Here is a 22,937-nt window from a genome sequence, read left to right on the forward strand (position 1 = left end):
GCAGCTGTCGACCTACGCCTGGCTCACACGGCCGCGAGCAGGTCCTTCATCCGGGTGATCTGCTCGGTCTGACTCGACACGATCGACTTCGCCATCTGCACGGCGTCGGTGTTCCCTCCCTTGTCGACTTCGGTCTTCGCCATGTCGACGGCGCCCTCGTGGTGCTTGATCATCTGCTCGAGGTAGAGCTTTACTGCGTCCTTCGCGGACGCCTGGTTGAGGTCACTCATGTCGGAGTCCGACATCATTCCGGACATGGCGTGCCCCGTCCCGGAGTGCTCCGTCTCGGTGGGTGCACCCCAGGCCTTGAGCCAGCTGGTGAGCTGCTTGATTTCCGGGGACTGCTCGGCCTTGATCTGCTTCGCGAGGGCGGCGACGTCCGGGTCGACGCCGTCGCCCTTCGCGAGGAGCATGTCGCTCATCTCGACGGCCTGCTCGTGGTGCGGCAGCATCATCTGCGCGAACATCACGTCCTGGCCGTTGTGCGCCGACGCAGCCGACGTCGTCGACGAGGACGAACTGACGTCGGAGCTGTTGTTGCTCGTGGAGCAGCCGGCGAGGGTGAGGCCGAGCGTCAGCACGGCAGTGATCGCGAGGGTGCGCGTGGTCGTTGTGGTGTGCATGGTCTTCCGTTCCCGTGATGCGTCAGGTGTTCCGGGCAGGCGGGTGCCTCCCGGATCTGGGCGTGCGGGAGCCACCCTGCGAAGGCGTGGTCCCGCAGGGGGCGGATCAGATGCGGATGATCTGCAACGCCGTCAGTGACGTTGGTCTCGGAGCCGCGATGCGGCGCGGCAGCTGGCCCGCCAGCGCGAGCAGCCGAGACAGCAGCGCGTGGACGCCGCCGGTCCGTGCGCGCAGCAGCACCCAAGCGAACAGGGCAATCGTCAGCGCGCACGCCATCCCCATCAGCGAGCACATCAGCGCACACAGGCCACCGTCGCAGCCTGAGTTGGTGAGGACTGTCATCACCGCAGTCGTCGGAGCTGTGTGCTCGTCATGGCCGACGGCCGCGACGTGACTGTGCTTGGCGGTAACCGCGGGAGCACTCATTGGGTGCTCGTGGCTGGCGGTGTGCCCGGCCATCGTGTGCATCAGGACCGTGAACCCGACCAGGAGCAGCAACGCCAGCGTCGCCGTGGCTTGCAACAGCAGCCGGCGACGCGGGGAGGCGGTGGTGGTGAGCATCGGTCTTTCGAGCAGGAGGGTCGGGTGAGGGCTTCCATGGTGCGGTACTCCCGCGGGCGGCGGCGACCGGGAGGGCGGATCCACACCGAACCCGGCGGAGACGTCCGGATCGGGAACACATCGCGTGGTTCCGCGTTGCAGCGCATGATACCCCCAGGGGGTACACGTGGACTGTCGGCGTCGGCCGCGTCAGATCGGAGCATCATGGGCACGCACGAGCATCACCAGATGAGCGGACACGAGCACACCGGCCACGGGACGACGTCGTGGGCGATGGCGGCGCGGGCGACGCTGCACTGCCTGACCGGCTGCGCGATCGGTGAAGTCCTCGGGATGGTGATCGGCACTGCAGCCGGGTTCCACAACGCCGGCACCGTCGTCCTGTCGATCGTGTTGGCGTTCATCTTCGGCTACGCCCTGACCATGCGCGGCGTCATCAAGTCCGGCCTGACGCTCGCGGCGGCGGTCGAAGTCGCGCTGGCGGCGGACACCGTCTCGATCGCGGTCATGGAAATCATCGGCAACACGGTCATGATCGCGATCCCGGGAGCGATGGATGCGCAGCTCGACCAGTGGTTGTTCTGGGGCTCGCTCGCGCTATCCCTCGCGCTTGCGTTCGTGGTCACCACCCCGGTGAACCGGTGGATGATCAGTCGCGGCCTCGGCCACGCGGTCGTCCACGGCCATCACTGAGGACGGCACGAAGCGCCGCCCAGCATCTTCGGCTCAGCGGCGCTCCGTCGACTTGGTCAGAGGGTGACGGTCTCGAACTCGAGGAGTTCCGCGCCGGTCGCGACCGGGTTGTTGCCGCCGTGGTGTGCGCCTGCCTGGCCGGTGCGCCACGCCTGGTAGGACTCCTCGTCGGCCCAGGTGGAGACGACGAAGTAGCGGGTGCCGCCGGCGGTGGGGCGGAGGAGCTGGAAGCTCTCGAAGCCGGGCTGCTGCTCGACGTCGTGGTTCCGGCCGACGAAGCGTGCTTCGAGGTCGGCGCCCTTGCCCTCGGGGACGGTGATGGCGTTGATTTTCACGACGGACATGGCGTGTTCCTCTCGATGGTGGTCAGTGCTGGTGGGTGTGGGCGGCGGGCGAGACGGTGAATTCGTCGACGTTGCCCATCGCCTCGTGCACGTGCTCGGCGGCCTGCTCGGCGATGTGCTCAGCGTCGTGCAGGGACGCTGTGGTGACTTCGACGGTGGCGGAGCCGGTGAGGCGGTGGCCGACCCACCGGAGGCGGAGGTCCCGGACAGCCTCGACGCCCGTCGTATGTGCGAGAGCGTGCTCGGCCTCCCCGAGGAGGGCCGGGTCGATGGCATCCATGAGCCGGGCTCCGATCGACTTCACGGTCCCCCAGAGCAGCACCATGATCGAGACGGCGATGAGCAGGCCGATGATCGGGTCAGCGATCGGGAACCCGAGGAGCACACCGATCGCGCCGAGGACGACCGACAGCGACGTGAACCCGTCGAGACGCGCGTGCACCCCGTCGGCGACCAGCGCGGCGGAGCCGATCTTCCGGCCGACGCGGATGCGGTAGATCGCGACTGCTTCGTTGCCGGCGAAGCCGATGAGACCGGCGGCGACGAGCAGCCACGGGTTCTCGATCGGTCGCGGGGTGATGAACCGGTCGATGGCCTGCCAGCCGGCGACGACGGCGGAGAGGGCGACGACGAACACGATGAACATGCCCGCGAGGTCTTCCGCGCGGCCGTAGCCGTAGGTGTAGCGGCGGTTCGCGGCCCGGCGGCCGAGGACGAACGCGATCCAGAGTGGCACCGCGGTCAGGGCGTCGGCGAAGTTGTGGATCGTGTCCGCGAGCAACGCGATCGACCCGGTGAACGCGACGACCACCGCCTGCAGCACCGTGGTCGCGAGCAGGACGAACAGGCTGATCTTCAAGGCGCGGACACCGGCGGTGCTCGCCTCCATCGCATCGTCGATCGAGTCCGCGGAATCGTGCGTGTGCGGCACGAACAAGTCGTAGAGGAACCCCTTCACCCCGCCGTGCGGATGCGAGTGGCCGTGCTCACCGTGCTCGTGACCGTGACCGTGACCGTGACCGTGACCGTGGGGATGGTCGTGGTCAGCGCGTACCGACGCGTGGTCGTGGCCGGTCATGCGCTCTCCCGCTCGCCGCGGTGATGCGGTGCCGTACCGACGACGTGCTCGGCTTGCTTCACGGCGTCGATCACCAGTTCCGACGCATGCTCGTCCGTCAGCCGGTAGAACACCGTCGTGCCCTCGCGACGGGTCGACACCATCCGCGCCAGACGGAGCTTCGCAAGGTGCTGCGACACTCCGGCGGGGCTCTTGTCGACGACGTCGGCGAGGTGGTTGACGCTCATCTCCTTGGCGTTCCGCAGCGCGAGAATGATCTTCACCCGAGTGGCGTCCGCGAGCATCGCGAACACCTCGACCGCGAGCTCGACGTATTCGGACTCCGGGCTGAGTCCGCAAGGCTGCTTGTCTACGTGCACACGCAGATACTACATCATCGATTGAAGCTGTGGAAGGCATCTCATTAGCCGATCGGCTATTGAGACGGCTGGTGCTCGGAGCCGAACGCGATCAGTAGCCGCGTCGGTGCAGCGTTTGGAAGACGAGCATCCACGCGATCAGAACGACGAGCCCAATTCCCCCAACCCACTTCTCAGTCGTGCCTCCCGCGACCAGGCCCCAGGCGCAGAGCACGCCAAGAAGGCCGCAGACGACTGCAATTGGGATGCGGTACGTCGTCGTCCAAGTCTTCCGAGTAGGCCGTGTTGCGTTGTCGCGGTCCGTCATACCGTGAGCGTACGTGTCGTTCGGTGGTGGCAATACGACAGCAAGCAGGGGTGCGGTATCGCGCCAGAGCCTGACGGCGAGGGACCGGCTATCGAATGGTCTGAGCGGCGGCCCACTCGCGATTGAGCATCGGGCGTGAGACGGTGCTGGTACCCGCCTGCCGAGGCGTGTGCTTCCGGCAGGCGAGTAGCCCCTGGTGCATTGGTGTAATTCAGCGGTGCATGACGCCCGGCTTGACGTACATCGCGGGCACCGGCTCGGTGACGGCCACATCGCCGAGTGCGGTGTCGATCGCGGCGAGCGTCGCCGCGTCGAGTTCGACGCCGGACGCCGCCGCGTTCGCGCGCACCTGCTCCGGTCGGGACGCCCCCGTGATCACGGCGGCGACCTCGGAGCGGCGGAGCGCCCACGCGAGCGCCAGCTGTGCCGGCGTGACGCCGAGGTCCTCGGCGATCGGCACGAGGCGCTGCACTGCCTCGAGGACGCCGGGGCGTAGGACCAGGTCGAAGAACCGTGCCTGCTCCGGGTCCGCCGCGCGGGAACCTGCCGGGAACGGCTCGCCGGGCAGGTACTTGCCGGTCAGGATGCCCTGCGCGAGCGGGGACCACACCACCTGCGAGACGCCGATGCGCTCGGAGAGGCCGAACACCTCCGCCTCAGGCGCACGCCACAGCATCGAGTACTGCGGCTGCGATGCGACGAATAGCTCTGGTCCGGCAATCTCGACCGCGGCCTCGATCTGCTCCGGCAGCCACTCACTGAAGCCGATGTACCGCGCCTTTCCCTGGTCGACGACCCGCTGGAACGCCTCGACGGTCTCCTCGACCGGTACCGTCGTGTCGAAGCGGTGCGCGTAGTACAGGTCCACGTGGTCGGTGCGGAGGCGCTCGAGCGATGCGTCGATCTGCTTCGCCATCTGCGCTCCGGACAGGCCGGAGTCGGTGTCGCTCATCGGTCCCCAGACCTTCGTCGCGAGCACGTAGTCGTCCCGCGGGTGCGCAGAGAGGATCTCGCCCCAGGCACGTTCGGCTTCGCCGCGGCCGTACATGTTCGCGGTGTCGAAGAAGGTAATGCCGGCGTCGAAGGCTGCCTCCGTGCAGGCACGGGTCGTGTCGAACCCGACACCGCCGGCGAACGTGACCCACGACCCCAGGGCGATCTCCGAGACCTCGAGGTCCGAGTCGCCGATCTTGCGGTACTGCATGAACGTCTCCTTCCGTCGTGCTGCGTCCGTGCGATGTCGACGGTACGTGCCTCCGGGTGCCGTGTCGTCGCCGGGTCGAGACGCACCCTGACAGGGTCAGGTCTCGCTCCCTGCGCGGCCTGGTCGGCGACGTACGATGCCGACGTGGACGAGACGGACAACCCCCTCGGCGCCTTCCTGCGGGCACGGCGCGAGCGCGTTGACCCCGGTGACCACGGCATCCGCGACGTCGGCCGCCGCCGGGTCCCGGGACTTCGGCGCGAGGAGCTCGCGTTCCTCGCGGGGGTGAGCGCGCGTACTACGCGCGACTCGAACAGGGCCGGGACCGGTCACCGTCCCCGGAGGTCCTCGACGCGATCGCGCGCGTGCTCCGGCTGGACACTGAAGCCGTCGAGCACTTGTACCGGCTCGCCGCGGCGCCGGCTGCGGGGCGACGGGGGCCGGGGCGGCCTGCGAAGCGATCGGCGCCGGGCGCGGGGAGCCCTGGGCGAGGTGTTCCGTTGTCCGGTCCAGCGGAGGTCGTCTCCCCGATGGTGCGTCGGATCGTCGACGACTGGGCGGGGCATGCCGCGCTCATCGTCGGCCGGTACCGGGACGTCCTCGCGGCGAACGCCCTCGCGGCGGCCCTCAACCCCGGATTCGCCGCCGGTCGGAACCTGGTGCGGGACTCGTTCCTCGACCCGGCGGCGCGGAGGCTCTACGTCGACTGGCGCGACGTCGCGCTCGGGTCCGTCGCCGGCCTCCGGGCATCGGCGGGCGAGCGGCCGGACGACCCGGCGCTGCGGGAACTGGTCGGCGAGCTCAGCGTGCGGAGCGAGGACTTCCGCACGATGTGGGCCCGGCACGACGTGCACGCGAAGACGAGCGGTATGAAGCGCTACCGACACCCGGCCGTCGGCAACCTCGACCTGGAGTACCAGACCTTCGGGGTGAACGGGACCGACGGGCAGGTGCTGCACGTGTTCTCCGCCGAACCCGGGACACCGTCGGCGGACGGCCTCGCCCTGCTCAGGATGACCCAGCCCATCCAGACTTGACCCATCTCCTCCAGTTCGCGTCCTTCGCCGCTCATTCATCGACTGTCCGATGGCCGATCGGGCATCGAGACAGTCGACACCCGGCAGGAAGAGGTTGAGTCCTGGCACGGTCGACGGGCGCCGGGTAGCGTTCAAGTATGACGTCGTGGTGGGATCGCACCGATCCGTTAGATCGCGCGGAACTGACGAATCGTATGCCTGCAGGACTCCTCGAGTCGTGGTGGAACGTCATCGCGGGTGCCGCCCTGATGATCGGTCTCCCCATCATCGTGCTCAGTGGCGGCTTCGACGCAGCGCGCGTCGCGTTCGCACTCTTCTGTCTGGCCATCATGGTGGCACTCGAGCTTGTCTTCTTGAGGAAGCTCGTCCAGAGACTCGCCGGTCGGCGTGCGCTTCGCGCGGAGCGCGAGAGCGATTCATGATCAGGTCCCAATGCGCTCGCGCGTCCCGACATCGAACGGCTAACGGAACGCCGCCGTACGCTCCGGTCATGACCCTGCGCGGCTTCCTCGACTACGTCGGCATCACGCGACCGAAGGGCGAGCGCAACTGGTTGCAGAGGTTGCTTGACCGACGCCGCGCCCGCTGACGGATCGGCTAACGGGACGGCCGCTTGGTACCCACGTGTCGCTAGCCTGGGGCGATGAGTAACCCGAATGCTTTTCGAAGTTCTAAGACGGTCCTAGGCTTCATCGGAGGCTTCCTGCTGCTGGTCGGGATCGCGATGGCTGTCATCGGGTTTACCGACTCCGCAGTGTTCCTCGGTGTGGTGGGATTGATCATCGCTGTGTGCGGTGTCGTTGCCGCGGTGTTGGCGCTCCGAAGGAAGGCAACTCGCTGACAGATGGGTAACTGGACGGCTCCTCTGTCACCCGCGGCTTACTAGGCTCCACCCAGATGTGGAGTGGCGCGGCCGATCGAGAGGGTAGCGATGCTGATTCTGCAGTTCCTTGTGCCGGTGGCACTGGTCGCCGTCGCCGTGCTCATCTTCCTCGCGGCCCGCGGAAGCCTCGGCCGAAGCCCGCTTCAGGACCGGCAGGACGCCGAGTGGCGAGTGAGGCGTGATGAGCGACGTCGAGCCCGAGCTGAGCGTCGGTCCGGCGACCGGTAGCGGATCGGCTATCGGGCGGGTGCAGACGATCGTTTCTGACGCAGCTGGCCCGTCAGCACGCAGTGCTCGATGTGCCCACAGCAGCTTCCAGCAGCGACAAGGAGCGGTCCCCCGCATCGAGACGCACACGAGTACCGACCGGCATCGGGAGGTTCGGGCCCGCGTGCCCGATCTCCACGTTCCCGAGTACCGGAATGTCGCGGCTGCCCAGGACGTCAAGGACGATCTCGGTCAGCGTGGGGGACGACCCGCCTGGTTCCAGCCCGGCGACGTCTCGAGGTACACCGACCACCATGCCGGCGATGCGGTCGAGGATGCCCGCGTACCGGAGGACCTGCAGGTAGGACCAGACGTACGAGGCTTCCCCGCCCATCTCCTCCCAGAACAACACCGCTCCGTCGAACCACTCCAGTGGCACGGCGAACCGGGTGGCCTGCACCAGCGCAACACGGTTGATGACGCCGCCGATCAGCGCCCCCTCGGCACGCCCGGCGCGCCAACACTCCCACGTAGGACTGGTCGGCAGCGCCCCGATCGGATCAGGGTCGGTCAGCATGCGGAAGTAGAGGCCCTCGAGCTCGTCGCGCCGTTGCTGCGTCGCCGACAACCAGTTGCCGCCGAAGCCTGGCGTGGCCATGTCGGCGTGGAAGCCGACGAGACCCGTCTGCGAGTAGAGGGCAAGGTGCAGCAACGAGATGTCGCTGTACCCCAGGATCGGCTTTGGGTCGGCTCGGATTGCGTCGAGATCGACGAGGTCTAGATACCCGAAAGCCGTCTGACCGCCATCGTTCGCGACGATGGCGCGGACCTCGGGGTCTCGCAGGAGGGTGTTCAACTCAGCTGCGATCTGCGCTGGATCAGCGGCACTCCACCATCTGCTGTGGCCTGCCTGCAGCAGCGGTGCGCGACGCACCCGGAACCCCATCCGCTCGAGTAGACGCTCGGTGTGTTCGACGTTCGCTTCGTACTCGGGAAGCAGCGGTGCGGACAAGGAGGCGATGACGACGAGATCCCCGGGTTGAAGGGGACGAGGACGAAGGAGTTCGCGAGCGGGTTCCGACACCGTCTGAGTATCCGCCGTTGGCGCCTATTGCGTCGTCCCGATAGCCCGATCGGCCACCGGACGCCGAATGCTGGAACGATGAGCCCGTGACGCTCCACACCGTGACCGAGCATGACGTCGATCCCCTGCGTGCTTTCCTACGCGACGCCGACCTCACCCTTGCCGGTCTCGACGAGCCGACCGTCTACCTCTGGATCGAACAGGACGAAGCCGGGACAGTGATCGGCAGCACCGGCTTCGAGCTGAGCCGGGACGGCACACACGCGCTGATCCGGAGCGTCGCCGTCGCGCCCGACCGTCGTACGGCCGGTGCCGGCTCGCGCCTCGCCATGTTCGCACTCGAACAAGCGGCACAGGCCGGGGCATCGTGCGCTTGGCTGTTCTCTCGACGATCGGGGCCGTTCTGGCAGAAGCTCGGCTTCACCAACGCCGACCGAGACCACCTGGCGGCCGTGCTACCCGAGACGCAACAGGTACGCCTGTTCGTCGGAACCGGCCAGCTTGGCACCGAAGTCGCATGGTCGCGCACCCTCACCGACCTGTCTCGATAGGCGATCGGTCACCGAGACTCTCACCATCAATCTTCGGATCAGCCGAGGCAGACCTTCGACGAGTGAAGAGGACCAACGTCGGACGACGCTGGTCCTCTTCCTTCAGATGCCCGCCAGGCGTGAGGCGCGGGCCTCGTTAGAACAGCGAGTTCAGCTCGCCATAGTCGATGGCCGGCGTTAAGGACCCATACGTGCCAGCAGTCAGCAGCTCGGTAGCGGCCGATCGAGCAATCTCGTACGCGGCCTGCGCCATGCCCGAGCCGACGCTCACACGGGCCACTCCGAGTTCTGAGAGCTGCGCGGTGTTCGGGGAGCCGGGACCGACCATCACGTTCAGCGGGCCGTCGATCGCCTCAACCAGCGCCCTGATCGTGCCGGCGTCGCCAACTCCGGGTACGAAGACACCATCTGCTCCTGCTTCCAGGTACCGGTGCGCACGGTGGAGGGTCTCAGCGAGGCGCTGCTCCGGCGCCACCAGGCCGGCGAGGTACACATCTGTCCGCGCGTTGATGAACATCGGTACCCCGGCACGATCCGCTGCACGTCGAGCCGCCCCGATACGCGCTGCCAGCTCTGCTGGGGGCAGTGCGCCGTCCTCGATGTTGATGCCGACCGCACCGGCCTCGAGAACTGCGTCGACCGTTTGCTCCACGCCGGCTGCGTCATCGGCGTAGCCGATTTCGATATCAGCGGTGACCGGCACGGTCACCGCGCCAGCGATCCGAGAGAGTGCTGCGACGGCCGCCTCGCGCCCGAGCGCGTTACCGTCCGCATGACCGAGCGACCATGCGACCCCGGCACTGGTGGTAGCGATGGCTGGCGCACCCGCGCTTTCAACGAGTCGGGCGCTTGCTACGTCCCAGGCGTTGGCGAGAAGGAGAGGGTGTGCGGGGTCCTGGTGGAGCGTGTGGAAGGCGGCGGCCTGCGTGGTTCTGTTGTTCACCTGCTCAATTCATCCGAGCCGTGGTTCCGTTTCTGGCGGATTTCGGACGACGCGGTCAGCGCTACAGCAGTCTCGATAGCCGATCGGTCGCGGGGCATGTGTCGTGGCTAGCGTGGGACCATGCTCCCCCTCTCCGTTGCGCTACCCCCAGGTGGCGGAGGCTCACCGCCTGTCTGGATTTGGATTCCGATCGTTGTCGTCGTCATCGTCGCAGCGGTCATCCTATTCCTCCGGCGGAGCCGCTGATGGCGTCTCAATAGCCGATCGGCTATCGGACGGCCGTCTTCAGCGCGACACGGTTCACAATTGACCCATGTTCGGCCGTTTGTAGGATCGATGCATGAGCGACGCCGCGGGCAAGCATGTCTTCATCTCCTACGTCAAGGAGGACACCGCTGAGGTCGACAAGCTTTGCCGCCTGCTTCAGCAGGCCGAGATCCCCTACTGGCGCGATCGGAAGGACCTCGAGGTGGGTGACGCGTGGAGACGGAAGATAAGCGAAGCGATCCGAGACGACTCACTGATTTTTGTTGCATGCTTCTCTGAAAACTCAGTGGCGAAGGCCCGGTCGTACATGAACGAGGAGCTCAACCTCGCAGTCTCCGAATTTCGGATGCGGCCGCCAGGTGCGACTTGGCTTTTGCCGGTTCGATTCAGCCCGGTTGCTCTGCCGACGTACGAGCTGAACGGGAACCAGACGCTGAGCGACCTGAACTACGCCGATCTCTTCGGAGAGGGGTACACGGCGGCCGCAATCGGTCTGATCTCGAAGCTGAGCAAGGTGATGGGCGCGGCCTCTGCGAGCCCGACGGACACGGCGGCCGCGATCGAGAGCGCGGAGGCCGGCGACCGCAAAGTCCTCCTCCGTCGAGCGACGAAGGAGATGGTCCGAGATCCAGCCCGCGTCATCGAACTCGACGGGCTCATCAAAGCAGAGACGCGCCGAATCCTTGAGACGCTCAACGATCAGGCTGAGATGCCGCTCGACCGGGACCAGTCATTCAACGACGACCCGGCCGGAACGACCGTCCGGCGCGCCTTGGCCATCGCCAATCTCTCGGAGCCACTCTGCTGGTCGATGCAGGTGGCGGCTCGATGGGCAACACCCGAGACCCTCCACATCTGGACCGAGGCACTCGAAACGCTTGTTCTTGAGGGAATCGCTCCGCGAAGCGGCATGACGAACCTCATCTCGCTCCGCGCGCTGCCGGCTCTTCTGGTGCTGACCACGGGCGCGGTCGCCGCTCACGCCCAGGGAAACTGGGGCGCCCTGCGGGAACTCACCGGCGTGCGGGTCGAGGAGTGGAACGTCGGCAAGGCGACCGCAATCCTGAACGTGGTGCCGCCGTACAAGCCGTTCGTGGATCAGGAGGGGGTCGCAAACCTTCTGGCCCACCTCGCCAAGGGCGACGAGGGCGACGACATCGATGACCTTGTGAGTCGCGCCGCCAAGCTGGCGAAGTTCTACACCCCAGTCGAGGACTGGCTACTCAGTCGTCTCACGCCGACGTTCGAGGATCAGTTCACGAGGCGCGACGACTTCAACGTAGCCTTCTCAAAAGCCGAGATTTTCCTCGGGATCGTGTCGGAAGATGAGGCGCAATCTGACCCCGATCGGCCTTGGCGATCCTCGACCTGGTACGGGCGGGCGACGTGGCAGGACCGTCGCCGGGGACGAAGCGCCCTTGACGAGCTGCGCGAGGAGTTCGAGTTGGCCGGCGTGGCATGGCCGCCCCTCGTCGCCGGCTTCTTCGGCGGCGACGAGGAGCGCGCCCGGGCGCGCTTCGATTCCTACGGCGAGAGCTTCAAGCGGGTGGCGAACACGCGCTGGTAGCGGGCGGCACACCGTCACCCGATTCTGTTTGCCCCGCGACCACAAGCCGTCCCGTTGATCGATCGGCTACCGGTACGGGTTGCTCGTAGTCTTGCTGGGTGATCGCGCGAGTTCTGGGTTCTGGTCGTCCGCTCATCGCTCTCCACGGCTTCGGGGTGGACCACCGCATCATGCTGCCACTGGCGGACGCGGTGCAGGATCTGCCTTGGCGGACGGTCTTCCTCGACCTGCCCTGGGCCGAAGCCGCCGCGGTGACCGCGACCGCGAAGAGCGCGGTCGACGTGGCCGACGAGGTGCTCGCCGAGATCGATGGCCACCTCGGCGACGAGCCCTTTGCCGTCATCGGGAACTCCTTCGGCGGCATGATCGCCCGACATGTCGCGCACGAACGCCGAGACAACGCCCTCGGCGTCGCGACCCTGGCGGGTGTTGTACATCCGGCACACGCAGACCGTGCCGTCCCCGAGCGCACCGTGCTGCACACCGAACCGTCCGTCCTCGAAACCGCCGGCGACGCGCGAGAAGCCTTCGAAGAGGTCAGCGTCATCCAGGACGCCGCCGCGTTCGCAGCGTTCGAGCGGTACGTGCTGCCGGGTCTCCGTGGCGCCGATCCTGCGGTGATGGACCGCATCGCCGCCGACTACGCACTGGACGCCGTGCCGGAGGAGCGCCATCCGGAACCGTTCACCGCTCCAGCGCTGCACCTGTTCGGTCGGCAGGACGACGTCGTTGGATACGAGGACGGGCTCGCACTCCGGGTCCACTACCCGCGAGGGAGCTTTGTCGTCCTGGACGGTGCTGGACACAACGTGCACCTCGAGCAAGCGGGGATCACCGCCGCCCTGGTCCGCGACTGGCTCGCGCGGATCGACCGCTAGCCGATCGGTGAGCGAGGCGGGCTTAGGGGCGGATCGCGTAACGCCGCACGCGCGCCATCCCGTGCTGCTCAACCGATTCGAGCGTCGCCCCGTAGCGTTCAAGCGTCGCGACTGACCCCGCATTGTTGTCAAGACAGAACGCGACCACGGGGTCGACCCCAAGCGACGCCGCGTGACGCAACACTTCACCGAGCGCCCACGTCGCGACACCTCGCCCGCGGGCGGACGGCCGGACCCCGTACCCAATGTGACCGAAGCGCTGCACGCGCTCGTCATCAGCAGCGCGCAGCGCGATCCCGCCAAGGACTTCCCCGTCTTCGACGATCCACCACAGTTCGCTCGGGCCTTGCCTGATCCGAGCGACCCAATCACGGAAACCGTCGACCGTGTCCACGTCATCGTCCGAGGTGATACCGAAGCCGTCCTCGTGCAGCCCGGGTCCCCACTCCCGATGTGCTTCGCTCCACGCCACGAACAGCTCAGCACGCGGTTTCACCAGCTCGAACACACCTCATCCTCGCAACCAGACAGGGCGAATACCAGAAGCGGATTGATGTGACCGGGAGCGCGCTCCGTGTCCGATGGCCGATGGGCCTCCGGGCAGCCCGTATTCAGCTGACGCGGGACACAGGCGGTCAAGCGGACGCTGGTCAAATGATGGCGCACGTGGGATTCGACCCAGATACCGACGCACTCACCTGCTTGAGCAACGGATTCGACCTGGTCCCCCCATTGCCCGCGCCGCCAAGCGCGGACTCGCCGTCGTGAAGACCCTGATCTACGGCGGCCAGCACCTTCTCGTCACCGACGCAGTCGCGTACGTCACCTTGGAATACGCAGCAGCGCTGACCCAAAGCTCCCTCGCCGCCAGCGTCACCGTCCCCACGTTCACCTCGTATGGCACACCAGACGAAGTCGCGCTGGTCCTCGGCCCGACACTGCCCCTTCTGGCAGTTGGAGCACCGGACGACGTGCTCGGCGACGACGCAAGCTGCACAACGCGAACGACGGCCGACTACCTGCAGGACACCGCAGCTCGGGCGCGCATCGTACGGCCGTGACGCCCACACTTCAGATCGTCTCAAGAGCCGATCGGCTGTCGAGACAGTCTCGCTCGCTTCGATGGTCAGCTACTGGCGATCACTCCTCCGTCGAGCACGCAGATCAGCATCCCGAACAGGCAGGCGAAGAGGGCGGGGAGCAGACCAACCCCGCCGATGACGAGCGCCACCCAGCCAACTCGTCGACCGGCGACCCAGCCTCGAACCACGCCGCGGTACCCGAGCGCGATCACGGCGAGGGCGATGGGGAGCGCGGCGACGCCGACGAGCCCGACCATGAACTCCGCCCGAGCAACCAGGACCGGAGGGTCGTCGAACGGGTGCCGTGTTGCGCCTGCGCTGGCGAGGTCCGCCGCCGTGACACGGTTCGCGACCGAGAGCACGAGCGCCAGCAGCGCCGAGTAGAGCGCTACGAGTACGAGGGCCACCCACCCGGCAGACGCTCGCCCCGACCCATCATGGCTACGCACCTCCATCGGATCGCGTTGCTGCCAGAACCGGTCTGTCACGTGCCGAGACTACGGGTCGAAGCGGTGTACGAGTGGGGTGTCCGGTGACCGATGGTCTTCCAGCCGATCCCGTGCCTACTTCTTCTCGTACCGACTCCAGTAGCGCACGAGCGCCTCGCGGCTCGGACGCGCTGTAGGGAACACAACCAGAGCCGCTCCGCCGAAGAGGACGAAGACCGCCACCAGTCGGTCAAGCCTGCCGTCTGACGTGGCCATCAGCACGAACCCGGCGACGATCAGTACAGCGCCGAGCACAGCAAGTAGGACGCGTCGAGTGGTCACGTCCGTGAAGTTACGCCGCGCACATCGGTCCAGTCGCCGTCTCGATAACCGATCCGCTATCGAGATGGCCGGATGAGTTGCGTTCTGTCTTCGTTCTGGACATCAGTCACGTGGACTCTTGTTCCGAGCCATCGGCCGTGCACAATCCAGGTCGTCGTGCCAGGCTCGACTCATGGGGTGGATGAAGCAGCTGCCGACGTGGATGACTGGCGTGGTCATGGCGGTCATGTTCGCGGTCATGTGGTTCGCGTTGGGGTTCATCACAACGCCGGAGCTTCACCTCGGACCGCGGGCGCTAATCTCCGCGTTCACCGGTGCACTGTTCGGCACGGGGATGGGGTTCTGGCTCGGCCGTCAGCGACGTGGGTTCGGACAGTTGGCGCGGCGGCCGGAGTTCGGAAAAGCGGTCCGTCGCGGTGCAGTCCCAGCGGACGCTGACCCCGCCGAGTGGCGGCGCGCGCTGCAGCACCTTCAGAAGCAGTACCGGCCGCTCCGATGGCTGGCGCCCGCGCTGTACCTCCCGATGACGGCGCTTTCTATCTGGCTCGCCGTCACCGGGGAGCCGATGTTCTGGGTCGGCGCCGGGTTCATGTTCACCATTTTCGTCATCACCACGGTCAGCACACCGCGAGTACTCCGCAAGACGACCACGATGCTCGCGGAAGTCGACCGCCGGGACACCGCGCACCTCACACGCTGAGAGGGAGCCTCTGCCTCAGCTGGCGGGCAAAACTCCGATCGGCAAGCGTCGTCCGTTATGCCATCGGCTACTGAGACGGCTTTCGACTCGTTTCGAGCAGGTGCTGGACGGCAGCTTCCAGTACCTGCGGTGGCAACGAATGACCTCCGTCGAATACCCGCGCTGTCAGCAACTCCGGACAGAACGCGTCGAGCACCTCGCGTACTCCGTCCAGCGGGAAGAGCGTGTCCATACGTCCCGCGGCGACATAGATTGGCTGCTCGATGGCGGCCGCGACGAGCGCGACGTCTCCGGCCGATCTGAGCCCCGGCACGAACCAGGCGGGGTTGTGGCGGATGCGCGCCGCTTCGAAAGAGGCGAGCGTCCCGAGGCCACAGCTCACCACTCCCCGAGAGATACGGGGGTCGAGGGCGAGTGAGAAGAGCGCGACTTGACCGCCAAGTGAGTGTCCGATGATGCAGAGCTGGCTCGCGGCCGAATCGAATCCCCGCATCCAGTTGGTCACCACGGCGATGTCGCGGGTGTGCTTGGCCTGCAAGCTGCTGCCGTCTGTCAAGCGGAAGAGCGCGTCGAGGCGTTCGTCGGCTCCGGGGTCGTCAGACCAAAGACGTTGCCGCTCCTCGAAGCCGACGAGATCTGGAACGACCACCCGTGCCCCTACATGGGCGAGGGCGAGGCCGTACGCGAGACTCGGGTCTCCGGCGAGGCCCGCGGGCTCGCTCTTGCCAAGCGTGAAAGCTCCTGCGTGTTGGTGAACGGCGATGACGTCGACGTCGGAGCGCTTGTGGGGCGTGATGAGGATGCAAGGGATCGTGTCGCCATCGGGGGTGTCGAGCTCGATGCGATCCCACCGGGTGGAGCCGTCGAGTCGTAGGTGCTCGCGTCGAACCGCTGACGGATGGATGGTCTCTGGATCCGGGATCGCGAGCAAGTCGACAAGCTTCGATCGAGCGGCACCACCGTGGGCCTGCATCATGCGGGGACGATATCAGCGCCGTCCGGTTGGCGATCGTCATTCGGACGCTTCAAGCTCCTGTGGGTCGATACTGCATGAGGGGCTTGTCGGGGTAGTCGCGCAGCACGAGCGCGGTGCTGACGGGTCCGAATCGGGCGAGTGAGTCGACCACCTGTTCGAGCCGACCGGCGTCGCCGCAATGGACGTCGAGGATGAGGCAGTCCTCGCCGGTCACGCGACGGGTGGAGGTGACCTCGTCGGTGCGCGCTGCGAGTTGCAGCGCTGCGCCGAGGTGCGCGTGGGTCGTCCGAAGGCGGACGACTGCGTGGATGTTGAGGCCGACGGCGGCCGGGTCGACGGTGGCGCGGTAGCCGGTGATGATGCCCTGCCGCTCGAGGCGGAGGATCCGAGCGCTGGCCGCGGGCTGCGACAGGCCGACCCGTCGTCCCACCTCCGCGCCGCTGAGGCGGCCGTCGGTTTGCAGGAGGGCGAGGATCTTCCGGTCGGTTTGGTCGAGCGGTTCCATCGTGTGCAGCGCCTTCCGCTTCGTGATCACTCGCAGGCGGACCGTCCGTGCGATGCCTTCCATCATTCTGGCTCGGGTGAGCTCCTCCGACTGGCGGCAGGAGAACGGAAGCAGGGGTGTCAGGTGATCGGACGCGTGATCGTTCCCGGGATCGGCGGATCCGACGGGACGCACTGGCAGACGCTGTGGCAGCAGCAGTGGGGCGCGGACGCGGTCCGCATCGACCCGGGGTCGTGGTCGCAGCCTGATCTCGATGACTGGGTCGCTGCAGTGGACCGGGCCGTGCATCTCCTCTCCCCACGGGTCGACGGGATCGCGTTGGTCGGGCACAGTCTCGGGTGTTGGGCGGTGGCTGAGTGGCTGCTGCGCACACCAGTTCGAGTCCCGATCGCCGCGTTCCTCGTGGCACCGCCAGACCCGACGGGTGATGTGTTCCCGTCCGAGGACGCTTCGACGTTCGTCACGCTGCAGGCGAGAAGGTTGCCTGTCCCCAGCATGGTGGTGGCGAGCACAAATGACCCGTACTGCGAACTTCAGGTCGCCGAGCAGCTGGCGGCTGCTTGGGGAAGTGATCTCGTTCAGGTCGAGCGGGCCGGGCACATCAACTCAGCCAGCAAGCTCGGAGGGTGGCCGATAGGCCGGGAAGCTCTCGAGCGAATTGAAGACCGCGTGCTCGCGGCCTGAAAGCCGAGAGAGCACCGTCCCGATAGTGGGTCGTTCATCGTCCGATGGTCGCACCCCCGTGGGGGTGCGACGCCGTCGCGTCGCAGATAGCCCGTCCGATTTGAATCTCACCGGGCTGCCGTATGCGGACGCGTGCTGAGCGTCGGTGCTCGTCCCTACAGTCCGTTGTGTGGGTCGTCGTCGTTCTGATCGTGGGGTGCCGCCGCAGCCGTTCTCACTTGAGGAGGAGGCGCGTGGTGCGGAGGTGCGTGAGTTCGAGCGGCCGCTGCCGGTGTACGCGTGGTTCCAGTTCCCGGACCGGCTGATCCGACGTGGTGATGCGTTGGCGTGGCGTATGACGCGGGACGCGGTATGGGTGGAAGCAGGGCGGGGTGAGTTGAAGCTGTCGGCGTGGGTGTGGCGCAGCGGCGTCCACCACCGATCGCCGGCCCCGGGTCCGACAGCGCCTGGGGAGTGCTAGCTGTCGTCCAGTGGGGTGCGGAGATGCTGGTTGGCTGCGAAGTCGTGCTCGCGCGGCAGCCACACGTAGCCGGGTGCTTGGTCATTGACGCCTTCAATGGCGTGCAGTGCGGGGCGGAATTGCGTGACGGCGTCATGAACGGTGACAACCTGCTGCTCGTACACGTCGGCCCGGTACCAATCAGGTCCGACGGCGCCGGGAGTGCGTCCCTGGTGCAGGGTGTCGGCAGGCCAGCTGCTCCACCGCCACTGGAACCCGACGCGGGAGACGTCGCCGCACACGTAAACCCGGTCCGCCCATCCGAGCACCTCGAAGAGGTGCAACTGCTCGAACTCGCCGTCCGCGTTGCGATGTGAGAACCGTCCGATCCCGGCCCATGGGTTCCTGGCCGTCCGGGACCGGATGATCGCCTCGGCTTGCCGGAGGTTGTCGAGGCGTTCCCACTGCGCCTTCGTCTCGTGGTCGTGGTACCAGAGCTCGTCATCCTCCGACGCCGGAGCGCTGTCGAGGAGCGGGCGAGTGGCCAGCGCAGTGTCGGCTGGCGAGTCGACGGTGGGGTCGAGGGTGAGGGGTTGCATGTGTTTCAGTTGGGCAGGTTGTGGCGGAGGTCGTAGCCGGTGTCGGCGAGGAACTGCAGGACGTTCCGTACTTCTGCGAGGGAGGCTGCATCGTCGTCGTTGCGGAGGTCGGCGCGGAGGAGTGTGTTGGCGGTGATGATGTCGTCGGTGCGGTCCCTGTACCCGGCCGCTATCGCGGTGCGGAAGATGGTCGGGTCGGCGGCGAGGACGAGTTCAGTGCCGGCGAGCCCGACCGGGTCGGGTTCGAACCCGAGGCCGATCATGTCGACCCCGTGTTCGGTGAAGGCGACGAGTTGGTACGGCATGGCGCGTTTCTTGATGGCCGGGTAGCCGGGCCGGTCGGAGATGGCCCGTCCGGAGATGCGGCACCCGGCGTCGATGAGCAGCTCGCCCTGCTCCGGCAGCGGCAGGTCTGACGTCCACCGGGTTCTCACACCGCCGGGGCCGGGGTAGCACGCGATCGCGAAGTCCACGAGCCCCCCGACCTGCCGGGATTCCCATCCGATGTCGGTGCGGTGGACGCGTTTGCCGAGCCGGGCGAGGGCGTCGTCGACCTGCCCCGCCGTGAATCCGTTGCTGACGAGTCGGTCGAAGGTGGCGCCGTTGACGGCGAGCATCCGTGCGACGGCGAAGGCGATGTAGATCGGTGCGGCGTCCTTCCACCGATCCGCCGTTCCAAGAACCTGCTTCCTGTCTACCCAGACGCGGCGCCGGTCCACGTCGACCAGCAGCACCGTCGACGTCTGTTCCGCGAGCGCGATCTGTGTCGCGGTCACCGTCCGCGGTGCCAGCAGCAGCAGGTCGACGTCATCCGGGTCCTGGTTCCGGGGGCGCTGAGTGAGGGTCGGGAAGCGTGCACGCCGGCCATCAGGGAGTCGGATCGTGTCGTGTGTCTCCACGGCCGCGCGGAGGCCGGCGAGTTGGAGGACGAGGAGCGTTTCGGTGAGGTCGGTGGTGTCGCCGAGCCCGTACGGCAGGGTGATCTGCGGTCGGCTGGCGTAGGCGGCGGTGAGCCATTCGAGTGCGGGTCCCATCAGCTGCGCTCCTCCAGGGTGTCGGGGCGGATAAGGGCCATCAGCCAGCCGGCTTCAGTGAGATACGGCTCCCACCCTTCCCGCGGGTCGCCGTGGGCAGGGTCAAGCCGGTACTGGTCGGTGTCCCCACTGCCGTGCACGATCACTTGGCGAAGCTCCGGTCCGGTGGGGTCGCGGAAGTACATGTGCCCGTGGACACCGTGAGGGTCGAAGGCGACGCTGATGAGGAACAGGTCCGGCCGCCGGGTCATGAACGCCATTGCCGTCCCCGGAACAGGGCCACGATCGTCGTGAGGGGTCGGCCTTGCCGCATCCAGGTCAGCGGCAGGAGCGCTTCCCCGTCGACGGTGAGGAAGGTCAGGGGTGTGGTCATGAACTCGGTCATCGCTGCCGCATCCAGCAGCGGCTGCGGTGCTGCCGCGTAGAGCAGGTCCAGGCCGGGCAGGAGCGACGACGGCTCACCCCACTCAGGTAGAGCAGGGTGGACGAGTTGCCAGTCGGGGATGCGTTCCTCCCCATCGAGGTCGAAGCTCAGCAGCCGGTTCGCTTCAAACAGCTCACCGACCTCCTTGATGCTGACCTGCAGGGCGGCAGCGACCTCCGGCTCGGTGAGGGTGGAGTCCAGAAGGTGTCGGCGGATGCGGGCCTGCGTGGTCTGCCACCAGTCCTCGGGGACCTCCGCCGCCTCCGCCGGCCGCACCCCGGGCACCCGGGGAAGTTGGCGGCCCTGGTCGGTGTAGGCGTGGACCTGGTCGCGGGTGATCTCTCCGCGGGCGAACGACCACAGCTGCGTTTGCCAGGGCATGTCATCGGGTGCTCCCTCGAGGTAGCCGGAGTGAACGACGGCGCGGACGGCTTGCTCCCGACGGGCGATCTCCGCGGCCGGGATGAGCAGGGTCCGCACGATGCGGTCCGCCTCCCGCACCACCGGCACCTCCAGGTCGTTGAGGACGGCGTTGTGTTTGTCGTAGAGCTCGTACCCGGGGTCGACATCGACAGGGCGGACGAGGATCCGCGCCAGGCCGGCGTCGGCATCCTCGGTGTCTTCGAGGAGGACGTGGCCCCAGAGGATCCGGTCGTTGGACAGGTGCAGCGACACCAGACGCATCATCAGCAGGAACCTCCAAGATCAGCGCGCTGGGCGGTCAGGGTTGTGGGAAGTCGGCGGCGGTGCGGCCGATCCGGTCGGGTGCGGTGCGGAGGACGAATCGCATGATCCGGTCCGCTTCGACCATCGCCGGCACCGACAGGTCCTGCCCGTCGGGGTCGACGTTCACGAGGCGGAACCACGGCGGTTCGTCGGCGTGATCGATCAGGATCGTCGGCGGCGGGTCGTTTGGATGATCCACGTCGGTGAACATGACGGACCCGAAGAACCGGACGTCGTCGAACGCCAACGTCAACGACAGCAACTGCAGCATCAGCCCACCCGGCCCTCACTGCTGCCGCCGGGGTGCCAGCGGAGGTCGTGAGCGAGGTCAGAGCGGAAGTGCAGCAGCTGCCGCAACCCGTTCACCGCATCCGCGTCCACGGTCACCCAGCCGGCTTCGTAGAGGACATGTCCGGTGATGAAGTCGTCCGTGCAGCACCCCTCCGCGGCGGTGAGGACGGTGGGGTCCTGCGGGATGACGACCTTCACCGTCGCGTCGTCCGCCGACGCTGGCACGTAGCCGAGCGCTGCCATGTCGGGATGCTGCGCGAAGAACGCGGTCAACCGGTCCGGGGTGACGAGGACACCGGACTGCTGCGCCGCCCACCGGTCCGACATCACCCCACCCAGCCCGATCAGCTGATCCGCCTGCGCGTCGATTGTGTCGTCGCGGCGCCAGCAGGTGCGGACCCCGCCGTAGCCCGGATAGGCCGCGTAGGCCCAGTCACACAGGGCGGGCCGGTCCCTGGCTTCCCACCCGATCGGCGTGTGGAACACATGCGAACCAAGGGTCTGCATGGCGGCCCGGACCTCGTCGGAGGGGATCCCGGTCTGGTCCGCGATGGCACGCGTGCCACCGCCATGCATGATGATGCTGCGGGCGATCGCGAAGACGGTCCGCCACCCCGTAGTCGCCTCCCGCTGCATCGACGTGCCAGACACTTGCCGACCGTCCGCCCACACCCGACCGCGTTTCCCGTTCACGACGACCAGGTCTGGGTAGCGGCGCACCAACGACAGCACCCCACCCTCGGACCCGCCCGGCAGCAGGATCACGTCATCCGAACGGCCTTTCGCGACGTCGTCGTCGGTGACGGTGGTGGTCGGGTCCGGGGTGGCGAGAAACGCGGTCCGGCCGTCGTCGAACCGGAGCCGGTCGAACGCTTCCACCCGTGCTGGCATGCCGGCAGCGGCGAGGGCCGCGAGGGTCTGGGTGATGTCGATCGTGTAGCCGAGCCCGAACGGCAACGACAGGATCGCCTGCTCATGGCGGATGTTCTGCACCCACTGCCGGTCAGACATCCGCCGGACCTGCCGCTTCCGGGCCACGGCCCACCGAACGAAGCTCGGCCAGCAGGTCCATCACCTGTGTTGCGGCGTCCAGCAGCGCGTCAGCGGGGTCCGTCAACGGTGCCCCGTTGAGCAGCGTGAACATCCGCCCTCCGCCGTCGTGCGGACGTTGACGGTCCGCTGCAAAACCGCGGCACCGGTGGAGTTCGTGAACGTCATCCCCGCCACCGTCGGCCAGGTCACGGCATTGAACTGCGCCGACAACGACCGCAGCCGCATCGGCACCGGCTCGAACCGTGGCGCCCGACGCTCAGGCATCGCGAGCCAACCGCGGGTCGTCCTCCGAGAGTCGTTCCAACCCGAGCCCGGACGCGTCGAGGATCGCGTTCTCGGACTCCTCGGTGGCGACGAACGACCCGATCTGCGCGTTGATCGCGACTAGCGTCCCGATCCGACTACGCGCGTCCAGCACGATCGCGGCGACCTCGTTATCGGTGCAGTCTGACGTGAGTTCCGGCTTCGAGGGGTGTAGGGCGGGGAACTCGAGCTGCTGCACTGGTGGGTGCCACTTCACTCCGATGCGCAGGACCCGGCCGTCGGCGTCGTTGCGGTAGAACATCGAACCGAACGGGTGACCCACGTCGAGGGTGAGGTCTGCGCCGTAGAGGGTCCAACCGGTGGCTGTGTTGGCCGGATCCCACCGGCGGACTGTGAGAGCGCCGATGCCCATCTTGAGGTCCGGGATGAGGGCCTCGCTTTCACGAACCGGAACGTAAAGCTCCGCCAAATCTGGAGGCGTGCTCTGTCGAAGGACGGAAAGCGGGATTCGGCTCAGGCTCGGACTGGGCATCTGCGTCCCGTCGCCCGTCATTGCCGCTCCCCCGACTGACGCTCCGGAATCGCTGCGGCGCCAGCTAGCGGCTCGACTCGAGCGATCGGAAGGCCCTCCACCGTCAAGACCACGTGTCCCTGCCCATGAACGAGAAGGACCCATTCGACAGCATGCGCCCCGAAGTCGGTGGCATCAACGTAGCGAACGGCACCAACGGCTGAAGCCTCGGCTGATGTCATCGGATCCCACCATCACTGCGGTTATACAGCGCCAGCCGGATGACGCCCCT

General features: G+C 67.2%; 32 protein-coding genes. 10 read left to right on the forward strand and 22 right to left on the reverse strand.

Features of this window, described 5'->3' with window-relative positions; all coding sequences use genetic code 11:
* Positions 1-23: 23 nt before the first annotated feature.
* A complete protein-coding gene (locus QUG92_RS11040; RefSeq protein WP_289459079.1) occupies positions 24-623 on the reverse strand; it encodes a DUF305 domain-containing protein in 600 nt (199 codons plus the stop codon).
* A 106-nt stretch (positions 624-729) separates the two neighbouring features.
* Positions 730-1,185, reverse strand: a complete 456-nt coding sequence (locus QUG92_RS11045) for a hypothetical protein (RefSeq protein ID WP_289459081.1) — start codon at positions 1,183-1,185, stop codon at positions 730-732.
* Between the two features lie 204 nt (positions 1,186-1,389).
* Here QUG92_RS11045 and QUG92_RS11050 point away from each other — a divergent pair, with 204 nt between their 5' ends.
* The gene (locus tag QUG92_RS11050) at positions 1,390-1,878 is read left to right on the forward strand and encodes a DUF4396 domain-containing protein (RefSeq protein WP_289459082.1); all 489 of its coding nucleotides are present in this window, start codon (positions 1,390-1,392) and stop codon (positions 1,876-1,878) included.
* 56 nt (positions 1,879-1,934) lie between these two features.
* Here the strand turns inward: QUG92_RS11050 and QUG92_RS11055 are convergent, their stop codons facing one another.
* The 5 genes from QUG92_RS11055 to QUG92_RS11075 form a co-directional block, all read right to left on the reverse strand.
* Positions 1,935-2,222, reverse strand: a complete 288-nt coding sequence (locus QUG92_RS11055; protein WP_289459083.1) for an antibiotic biosynthesis monooxygenase family protein — start codon at positions 2,220-2,222, stop codon at positions 1,935-1,937.
* A gap of 22 nt (positions 2,223-2,244) precedes the next feature.
* Positions 2,245-3,153: a cation diffusion facilitator family transporter gene (locus QUG92_RS11060; protein ID WP_434533047.1), complete on the reverse strand. Its 909-nt coding sequence runs from the start codon at positions 3,151-3,153 to the stop codon at positions 2,245-2,247.
* A gap of 143 nt (positions 3,154-3,296) precedes the next feature.
* Positions 3,297-3,659, reverse strand: a complete 363-nt coding sequence (locus QUG92_RS11065) for an ArsR/SmtB family transcription factor (RefSeq protein WP_289459086.1) — start codon at positions 3,657-3,659, stop codon at positions 3,297-3,299.
* A gap of 91 nt (positions 3,660-3,750) precedes the next feature.
* Complete coding sequence (locus QUG92_RS11070) at positions 3,751-3,966, reverse strand: hypothetical protein (RefSeq protein ID WP_289459087.1); 216 nt, start codon at positions 3,964-3,966, stop codon at positions 3,751-3,753.
* Between the two features lie 211 nt (positions 3,967-4,177).
* Positions 4,178-5,170, reverse strand: a complete 993-nt coding sequence (locus QUG92_RS11075; protein WP_289459089.1) for an aldo/keto reductase family protein — start codon at positions 5,168-5,170, stop codon at positions 4,178-4,180.
* A gap of 500 nt (positions 5,171-5,670) precedes the next feature.
* Between QUG92_RS11075 and QUG92_RS11080 the strand changes: the two genes are divergently transcribed.
* The 3 genes from QUG92_RS11080 to QUG92_RS11090 all read left to right on the forward strand — a co-directional run bounded on the left by QUG92_RS11080 (position 5,671) and on the right by QUG92_RS11090 (position 7,048).
* Positions 5,671-6,207, forward strand: a complete 537-nt coding sequence (locus QUG92_RS11080) for an MmyB family transcriptional regulator (protein WP_289459090.1) — start codon at positions 5,671-5,673, stop codon at positions 6,205-6,207.
* 137 nt (positions 6,208-6,344) lie between these two features.
* Positions 6,345-6,629, forward strand: coding sequence for a hypothetical protein (locus QUG92_RS11085; protein WP_289459092.1), 285 nt, complete (start codon positions 6,345-6,347; stop codon positions 6,627-6,629).
* A gap of 221 nt (positions 6,630-6,850) precedes the next feature.
* Positions 6,851-7,048 (forward strand): hypothetical protein, encoded by a 198-nt coding sequence (locus tag QUG92_RS11090; protein WP_289459094.1) that lies wholly within the window; start codon positions 6,851-6,853, stop codon positions 7,046-7,048.
* Positions 7,049-7,370: 322 nt separating this feature from the next.
* On the opposite strand, the gene QUG92_RS11095 is transcribed toward QUG92_RS11090, so the two are convergent.
* Positions 7,371-8,381, reverse strand: a complete 1,011-nt coding sequence (locus QUG92_RS11095; RefSeq protein WP_289459096.1) for a S66 peptidase family protein — start codon at positions 8,379-8,381, stop codon at positions 7,371-7,373.
* Between the two features lie 86 nt (positions 8,382-8,467).
* Between QUG92_RS11095 and QUG92_RS11100 the strand changes: the two genes are divergently transcribed.
* A complete protein-coding gene (locus tag QUG92_RS11100; protein WP_289459097.1) occupies positions 8,468-8,932 on the forward strand; it encodes a GNAT family N-acetyltransferase in 465 nt (154 codons plus the stop codon).
* Between the two features lie 136 nt (positions 8,933-9,068).
* Here the strand turns inward: QUG92_RS11100 and QUG92_RS11105 are convergent, their stop codons facing one another.
* Positions 9,069-9,875, reverse strand: coding sequence for an isocitrate lyase/PEP mutase family protein (locus tag QUG92_RS11105; RefSeq protein ID WP_289459098.1), 807 nt, complete (start codon positions 9,873-9,875; stop codon positions 9,069-9,071).
* A 340-nt stretch (positions 9,876-10,215) separates the two neighbouring features.
* Here QUG92_RS11105 and QUG92_RS11110 point away from each other — a divergent pair, with 340 nt between their 5' ends.
* Together QUG92_RS11110 and QUG92_RS11115 are read left to right on the forward strand one after the other, a co-directional pair.
* A complete protein-coding gene (locus QUG92_RS11110) occupies positions 10,216-11,709 on the forward strand; it encodes a toll/interleukin-1 receptor domain-containing protein (RefSeq protein ID WP_289459099.1) in 1,494 nt (497 codons plus the stop codon).
* 98 nt (positions 11,710-11,807) lie between these two features.
* On the forward strand, positions 11,808-12,587 hold the full coding sequence (locus QUG92_RS11115; RefSeq protein WP_289459100.1) for an alpha/beta fold hydrolase: 780 nt from the start codon (positions 11,808-11,810) through the stop codon (positions 12,585-12,587).
* 22 nt (positions 12,588-12,609) lie between these two features.
* Here the strand turns inward: QUG92_RS11115 and QUG92_RS11120 are convergent, their stop codons facing one another.
* Positions 12,610-13,095 (reverse strand): GNAT family N-acetyltransferase, encoded by a 486-nt coding sequence (locus tag QUG92_RS11120; protein WP_289459101.1) that lies wholly within the window; start codon positions 13,093-13,095, stop codon positions 12,610-12,612.
* 256 nt (positions 13,096-13,351) lie between these two features.
* Between QUG92_RS11120 and QUG92_RS11125 the strand changes: the two genes are divergently transcribed.
* Positions 13,352-13,648 (forward strand): hypothetical protein, encoded by a 297-nt coding sequence (locus tag QUG92_RS11125; RefSeq protein WP_289459102.1) that lies wholly within the window; start codon positions 13,352-13,354, stop codon positions 13,646-13,648.
* A 65-nt stretch (positions 13,649-13,713) separates the two neighbouring features.
* Here the strand turns inward: QUG92_RS11125 and QUG92_RS11130 are convergent, their stop codons facing one another.
* Positions 13,714-14,076: a hypothetical protein gene (locus QUG92_RS11130; protein ID WP_289459103.1), complete on the reverse strand. Its 363-nt coding sequence runs from the start codon at positions 14,074-14,076 to the stop codon at positions 13,714-13,716.
* Between the two features lie 156 nt (positions 14,077-14,232).
* On the reverse strand, positions 14,233-14,439 hold the full coding sequence (locus QUG92_RS11135) for a hypothetical protein (protein ID WP_289459105.1): 207 nt from the start codon (positions 14,437-14,439) through the stop codon (positions 14,233-14,235).
* 172 nt (positions 14,440-14,611) lie between these two features.
* Between QUG92_RS11135 and QUG92_RS11140 the strand changes: the two genes are divergently transcribed.
* Positions 14,612-15,139 carry a hypothetical protein gene (locus tag QUG92_RS11140; protein ID WP_289459106.1) on the forward strand — a complete coding sequence of 176 codons (528 nt, stop codon included), beginning with the start codon at positions 14,612-14,614 and terminating at the stop codon, positions 15,137-15,139.
* Between the two features lie 67 nt (positions 15,140-15,206).
* On the opposite strand, the gene QUG92_RS11145 is transcribed toward QUG92_RS11140, so the two are convergent.
* Positions 15,207-16,115, reverse strand: coding sequence for an alpha/beta hydrolase (locus tag QUG92_RS11145; protein WP_289459108.1), 909 nt, complete (start codon positions 16,113-16,115; stop codon positions 15,207-15,209).
* Between the two features lie 49 nt (positions 16,116-16,164).
* Positions 16,165-16,650, reverse strand: coding sequence for an Lrp/AsnC family transcriptional regulator (locus QUG92_RS11150; protein ID WP_289459110.1), 486 nt, complete (start codon positions 16,648-16,650; stop codon positions 16,165-16,167).
* Between the two features lie 93 nt (positions 16,651-16,743).
* On the opposite strand from QUG92_RS11150, the gene QUG92_RS11155 reads away from it, so the two are divergent.
* Complete coding sequence (locus QUG92_RS11155) at positions 16,744-17,304, forward strand: RBBP9/YdeN family alpha/beta hydrolase (RefSeq protein WP_289459111.1); 561 nt, start codon at positions 16,744-16,746, stop codon at positions 17,302-17,304.
* Between the two features lie 456 nt (positions 17,305-17,760).
* Here the strand turns inward: QUG92_RS11155 and QUG92_RS11160 are convergent, their stop codons facing one another.
* The 8 genes from QUG92_RS11160 to QUG92_RS11195 all read right to left on the reverse strand — a co-directional run bounded on the left by QUG92_RS11160 (position 17,761) and on the right by QUG92_RS11195 (position 22,603).
* The gene (locus QUG92_RS11160; protein ID WP_289459112.1) at positions 17,761-18,342 is read right to left on the reverse strand and encodes a hypothetical protein; all 582 of its coding nucleotides are present in this window, start codon (positions 18,340-18,342) and stop codon (positions 17,761-17,763) included.
* A gap of 5 nt (positions 18,343-18,347) precedes the next feature.
* A complete protein-coding gene (locus QUG92_RS11165; protein WP_289459113.1) occupies positions 18,348-19,376 on the reverse strand; it encodes a hypothetical protein in 1,029 nt (342 codons plus the stop codon).
* Entirely contained in the window at positions 19,376-19,636 is a 261-nt protein-coding gene (locus QUG92_RS11170; protein WP_289459114.1) for a hypothetical protein, read from the reverse strand. The genes QUG92_RS11165 and QUG92_RS11170 overlap by 1 nt, the downstream gene beginning before the upstream one ends.
* Complete coding sequence (locus QUG92_RS11175) at positions 19,624-20,487, reverse strand: hypothetical protein (protein ID WP_289459115.1); 864 nt, start codon at positions 20,485-20,487, stop codon at positions 19,624-19,626. The genes QUG92_RS11170 and QUG92_RS11175 overlap by 13 nt, the downstream gene beginning before the upstream one ends.
* Before the next feature lie 34 nt (positions 20,488-20,521).
* Positions 20,522-20,797, reverse strand: coding sequence for a hypothetical protein (locus tag QUG92_RS11180; protein WP_289459116.1), 276 nt, complete (start codon positions 20,795-20,797; stop codon positions 20,522-20,524).
* On the reverse strand, positions 20,797-21,810 hold the full coding sequence (locus QUG92_RS11185; protein WP_289459117.1) for a hypothetical protein: 1,014 nt from the start codon (positions 21,808-21,810) through the stop codon (positions 20,797-20,799). Before QUG92_RS11185 ends, QUG92_RS11180 begins: the two co-directional genes overlap by 1 nt.
* Positions 21,811-21,820: 10 nt before the next feature.
* Entirely contained in the window at positions 21,821-21,961 is a 141-nt protein-coding gene (locus QUG92_RS11190; protein WP_289459118.1) for a hypothetical protein, read from the reverse strand.
* Positions 21,962-22,126: 165 nt separating this feature from the next.
* Entirely contained in the window at positions 22,127-22,603 is a 477-nt protein-coding gene (locus tag QUG92_RS11195) for a hypothetical protein (protein WP_289459119.1), read from the reverse strand.
* Between the last annotated feature and the right edge of the window lie 334 nt (positions 22,604-22,937).

This window comes from Curtobacterium citri (assembly GCF_030362955.1).
Classification (GTDB): Bacteria; Actinomycetota; Actinomycetes; order Actinomycetales; family Microbacteriaceae; genus Curtobacterium; species Curtobacterium citri.

What these genes read in the sequence shown, in the direction of transcription:
- QUG92_RS11040 (WP_289459079.1), bottom strand. Translation starts at nt 623, where the DNA reads ATGCACACCACAACGACCACGCGCACCCTCGCGATCACTGCCGTGCTG.
- QUG92_RS11045 (WP_289459081.1), bottom strand. Translation starts at nt 1,185, where the DNA reads ATGCTCACCACCACCGCCTCCCCGCGTCGCCGGCTGCTGTTGCAAGCC.
- QUG92_RS11050 (WP_289459082.1), top strand. Translation starts at nt 1,390, where the DNA reads ATGGGCACGCACGAGCATCACCAGATGAGCGGACACGAGCACACCGGC.
- QUG92_RS11055 (WP_289459083.1), bottom strand. Translation starts at nt 2,222, where the DNA reads ATGTCCGTCGTGAAAATCAACGCCATCACCGTCCCCGAGGGCAAGGGC.
- QUG92_RS11070 (WP_289459087.1), bottom strand. Translation starts at nt 3,966, where the DNA reads ATGACGGACCGCGACAACGCAACACGGCCTACTCGGAAGACTTGGACG.
- QUG92_RS11075 (WP_289459089.1), bottom strand. Translation starts at nt 5,170, where the DNA reads ATGCAGTACCGCAAGATCGGCGACTCGGACCTCGAGGTCTCGGAGATC.
- QUG92_RS11085 (WP_289459092.1), top strand. Translation starts at nt 6,345, where the DNA reads ATGACGTCGTGGTGGGATCGCACCGATCCGTTAGATCGCGCGGAACTG.
- QUG92_RS11090 (WP_289459094.1), top strand. Translation starts at nt 6,851, where the DNA reads ATGAGTAACCCGAATGCTTTTCGAAGTTCTAAGACGGTCCTAGGCTTC.
- QUG92_RS11110 (WP_289459099.1), top strand. Translation starts at nt 10,216, where the DNA reads ATGAGCGACGCCGCGGGCAAGCATGTCTTCATCTCCTACGTCAAGGAG.
- QUG92_RS11140 (WP_289459106.1), top strand. Translation starts at nt 14,612, where the DNA reads ATGGGGTGGATGAAGCAGCTGCCGACGTGGATGACTGGCGTGGTCATG.
- QUG92_RS11145 (WP_289459108.1), bottom strand. Translation starts at nt 16,115, where the DNA reads ATGATGCAGGCCCACGGTGGTGCCGCTCGATCGAAGCTTGTCGACTTG.
- QUG92_RS11160 (WP_289459112.1), bottom strand. Translation starts at nt 18,342, where the DNA reads ATGCAACCCCTCACCCTCGACCCCACCGTCGACTCGCCAGCCGACACT.
- QUG92_RS11165 (WP_289459113.1), bottom strand. Translation starts at nt 19,376, where the DNA reads ATGGGACCCGCACTCGAATGGCTCACCGCCGCCTACGCCAGCCGACCG.
- QUG92_RS11170 (WP_289459114.1), bottom strand. Translation starts at nt 19,636, where the DNA reads ATGGCGTTCATGACCCGGCGGCCGGACCTGTTCCTCATCAGCGTCGCC.
- QUG92_RS11175 (WP_289459115.1), bottom strand. Translation starts at nt 20,487, where the DNA reads ATGATGCGTCTGGTGTCGCTGCACCTGTCCAACGACCGGATCCTCTGG.
- QUG92_RS11180 (WP_289459116.1), bottom strand. Translation starts at nt 20,797, where the DNA reads ATGCTGCAGTTGCTGTCGTTGACGTTGGCGTTCGACGACGTCCGGTTC.
- QUG92_RS11190 (WP_289459118.1), bottom strand. Translation starts at nt 21,961, where the DNA reads ATGTTCACGCTGCTCAACGGGGCACCGTTGACGGACCCCGCTGACGCG.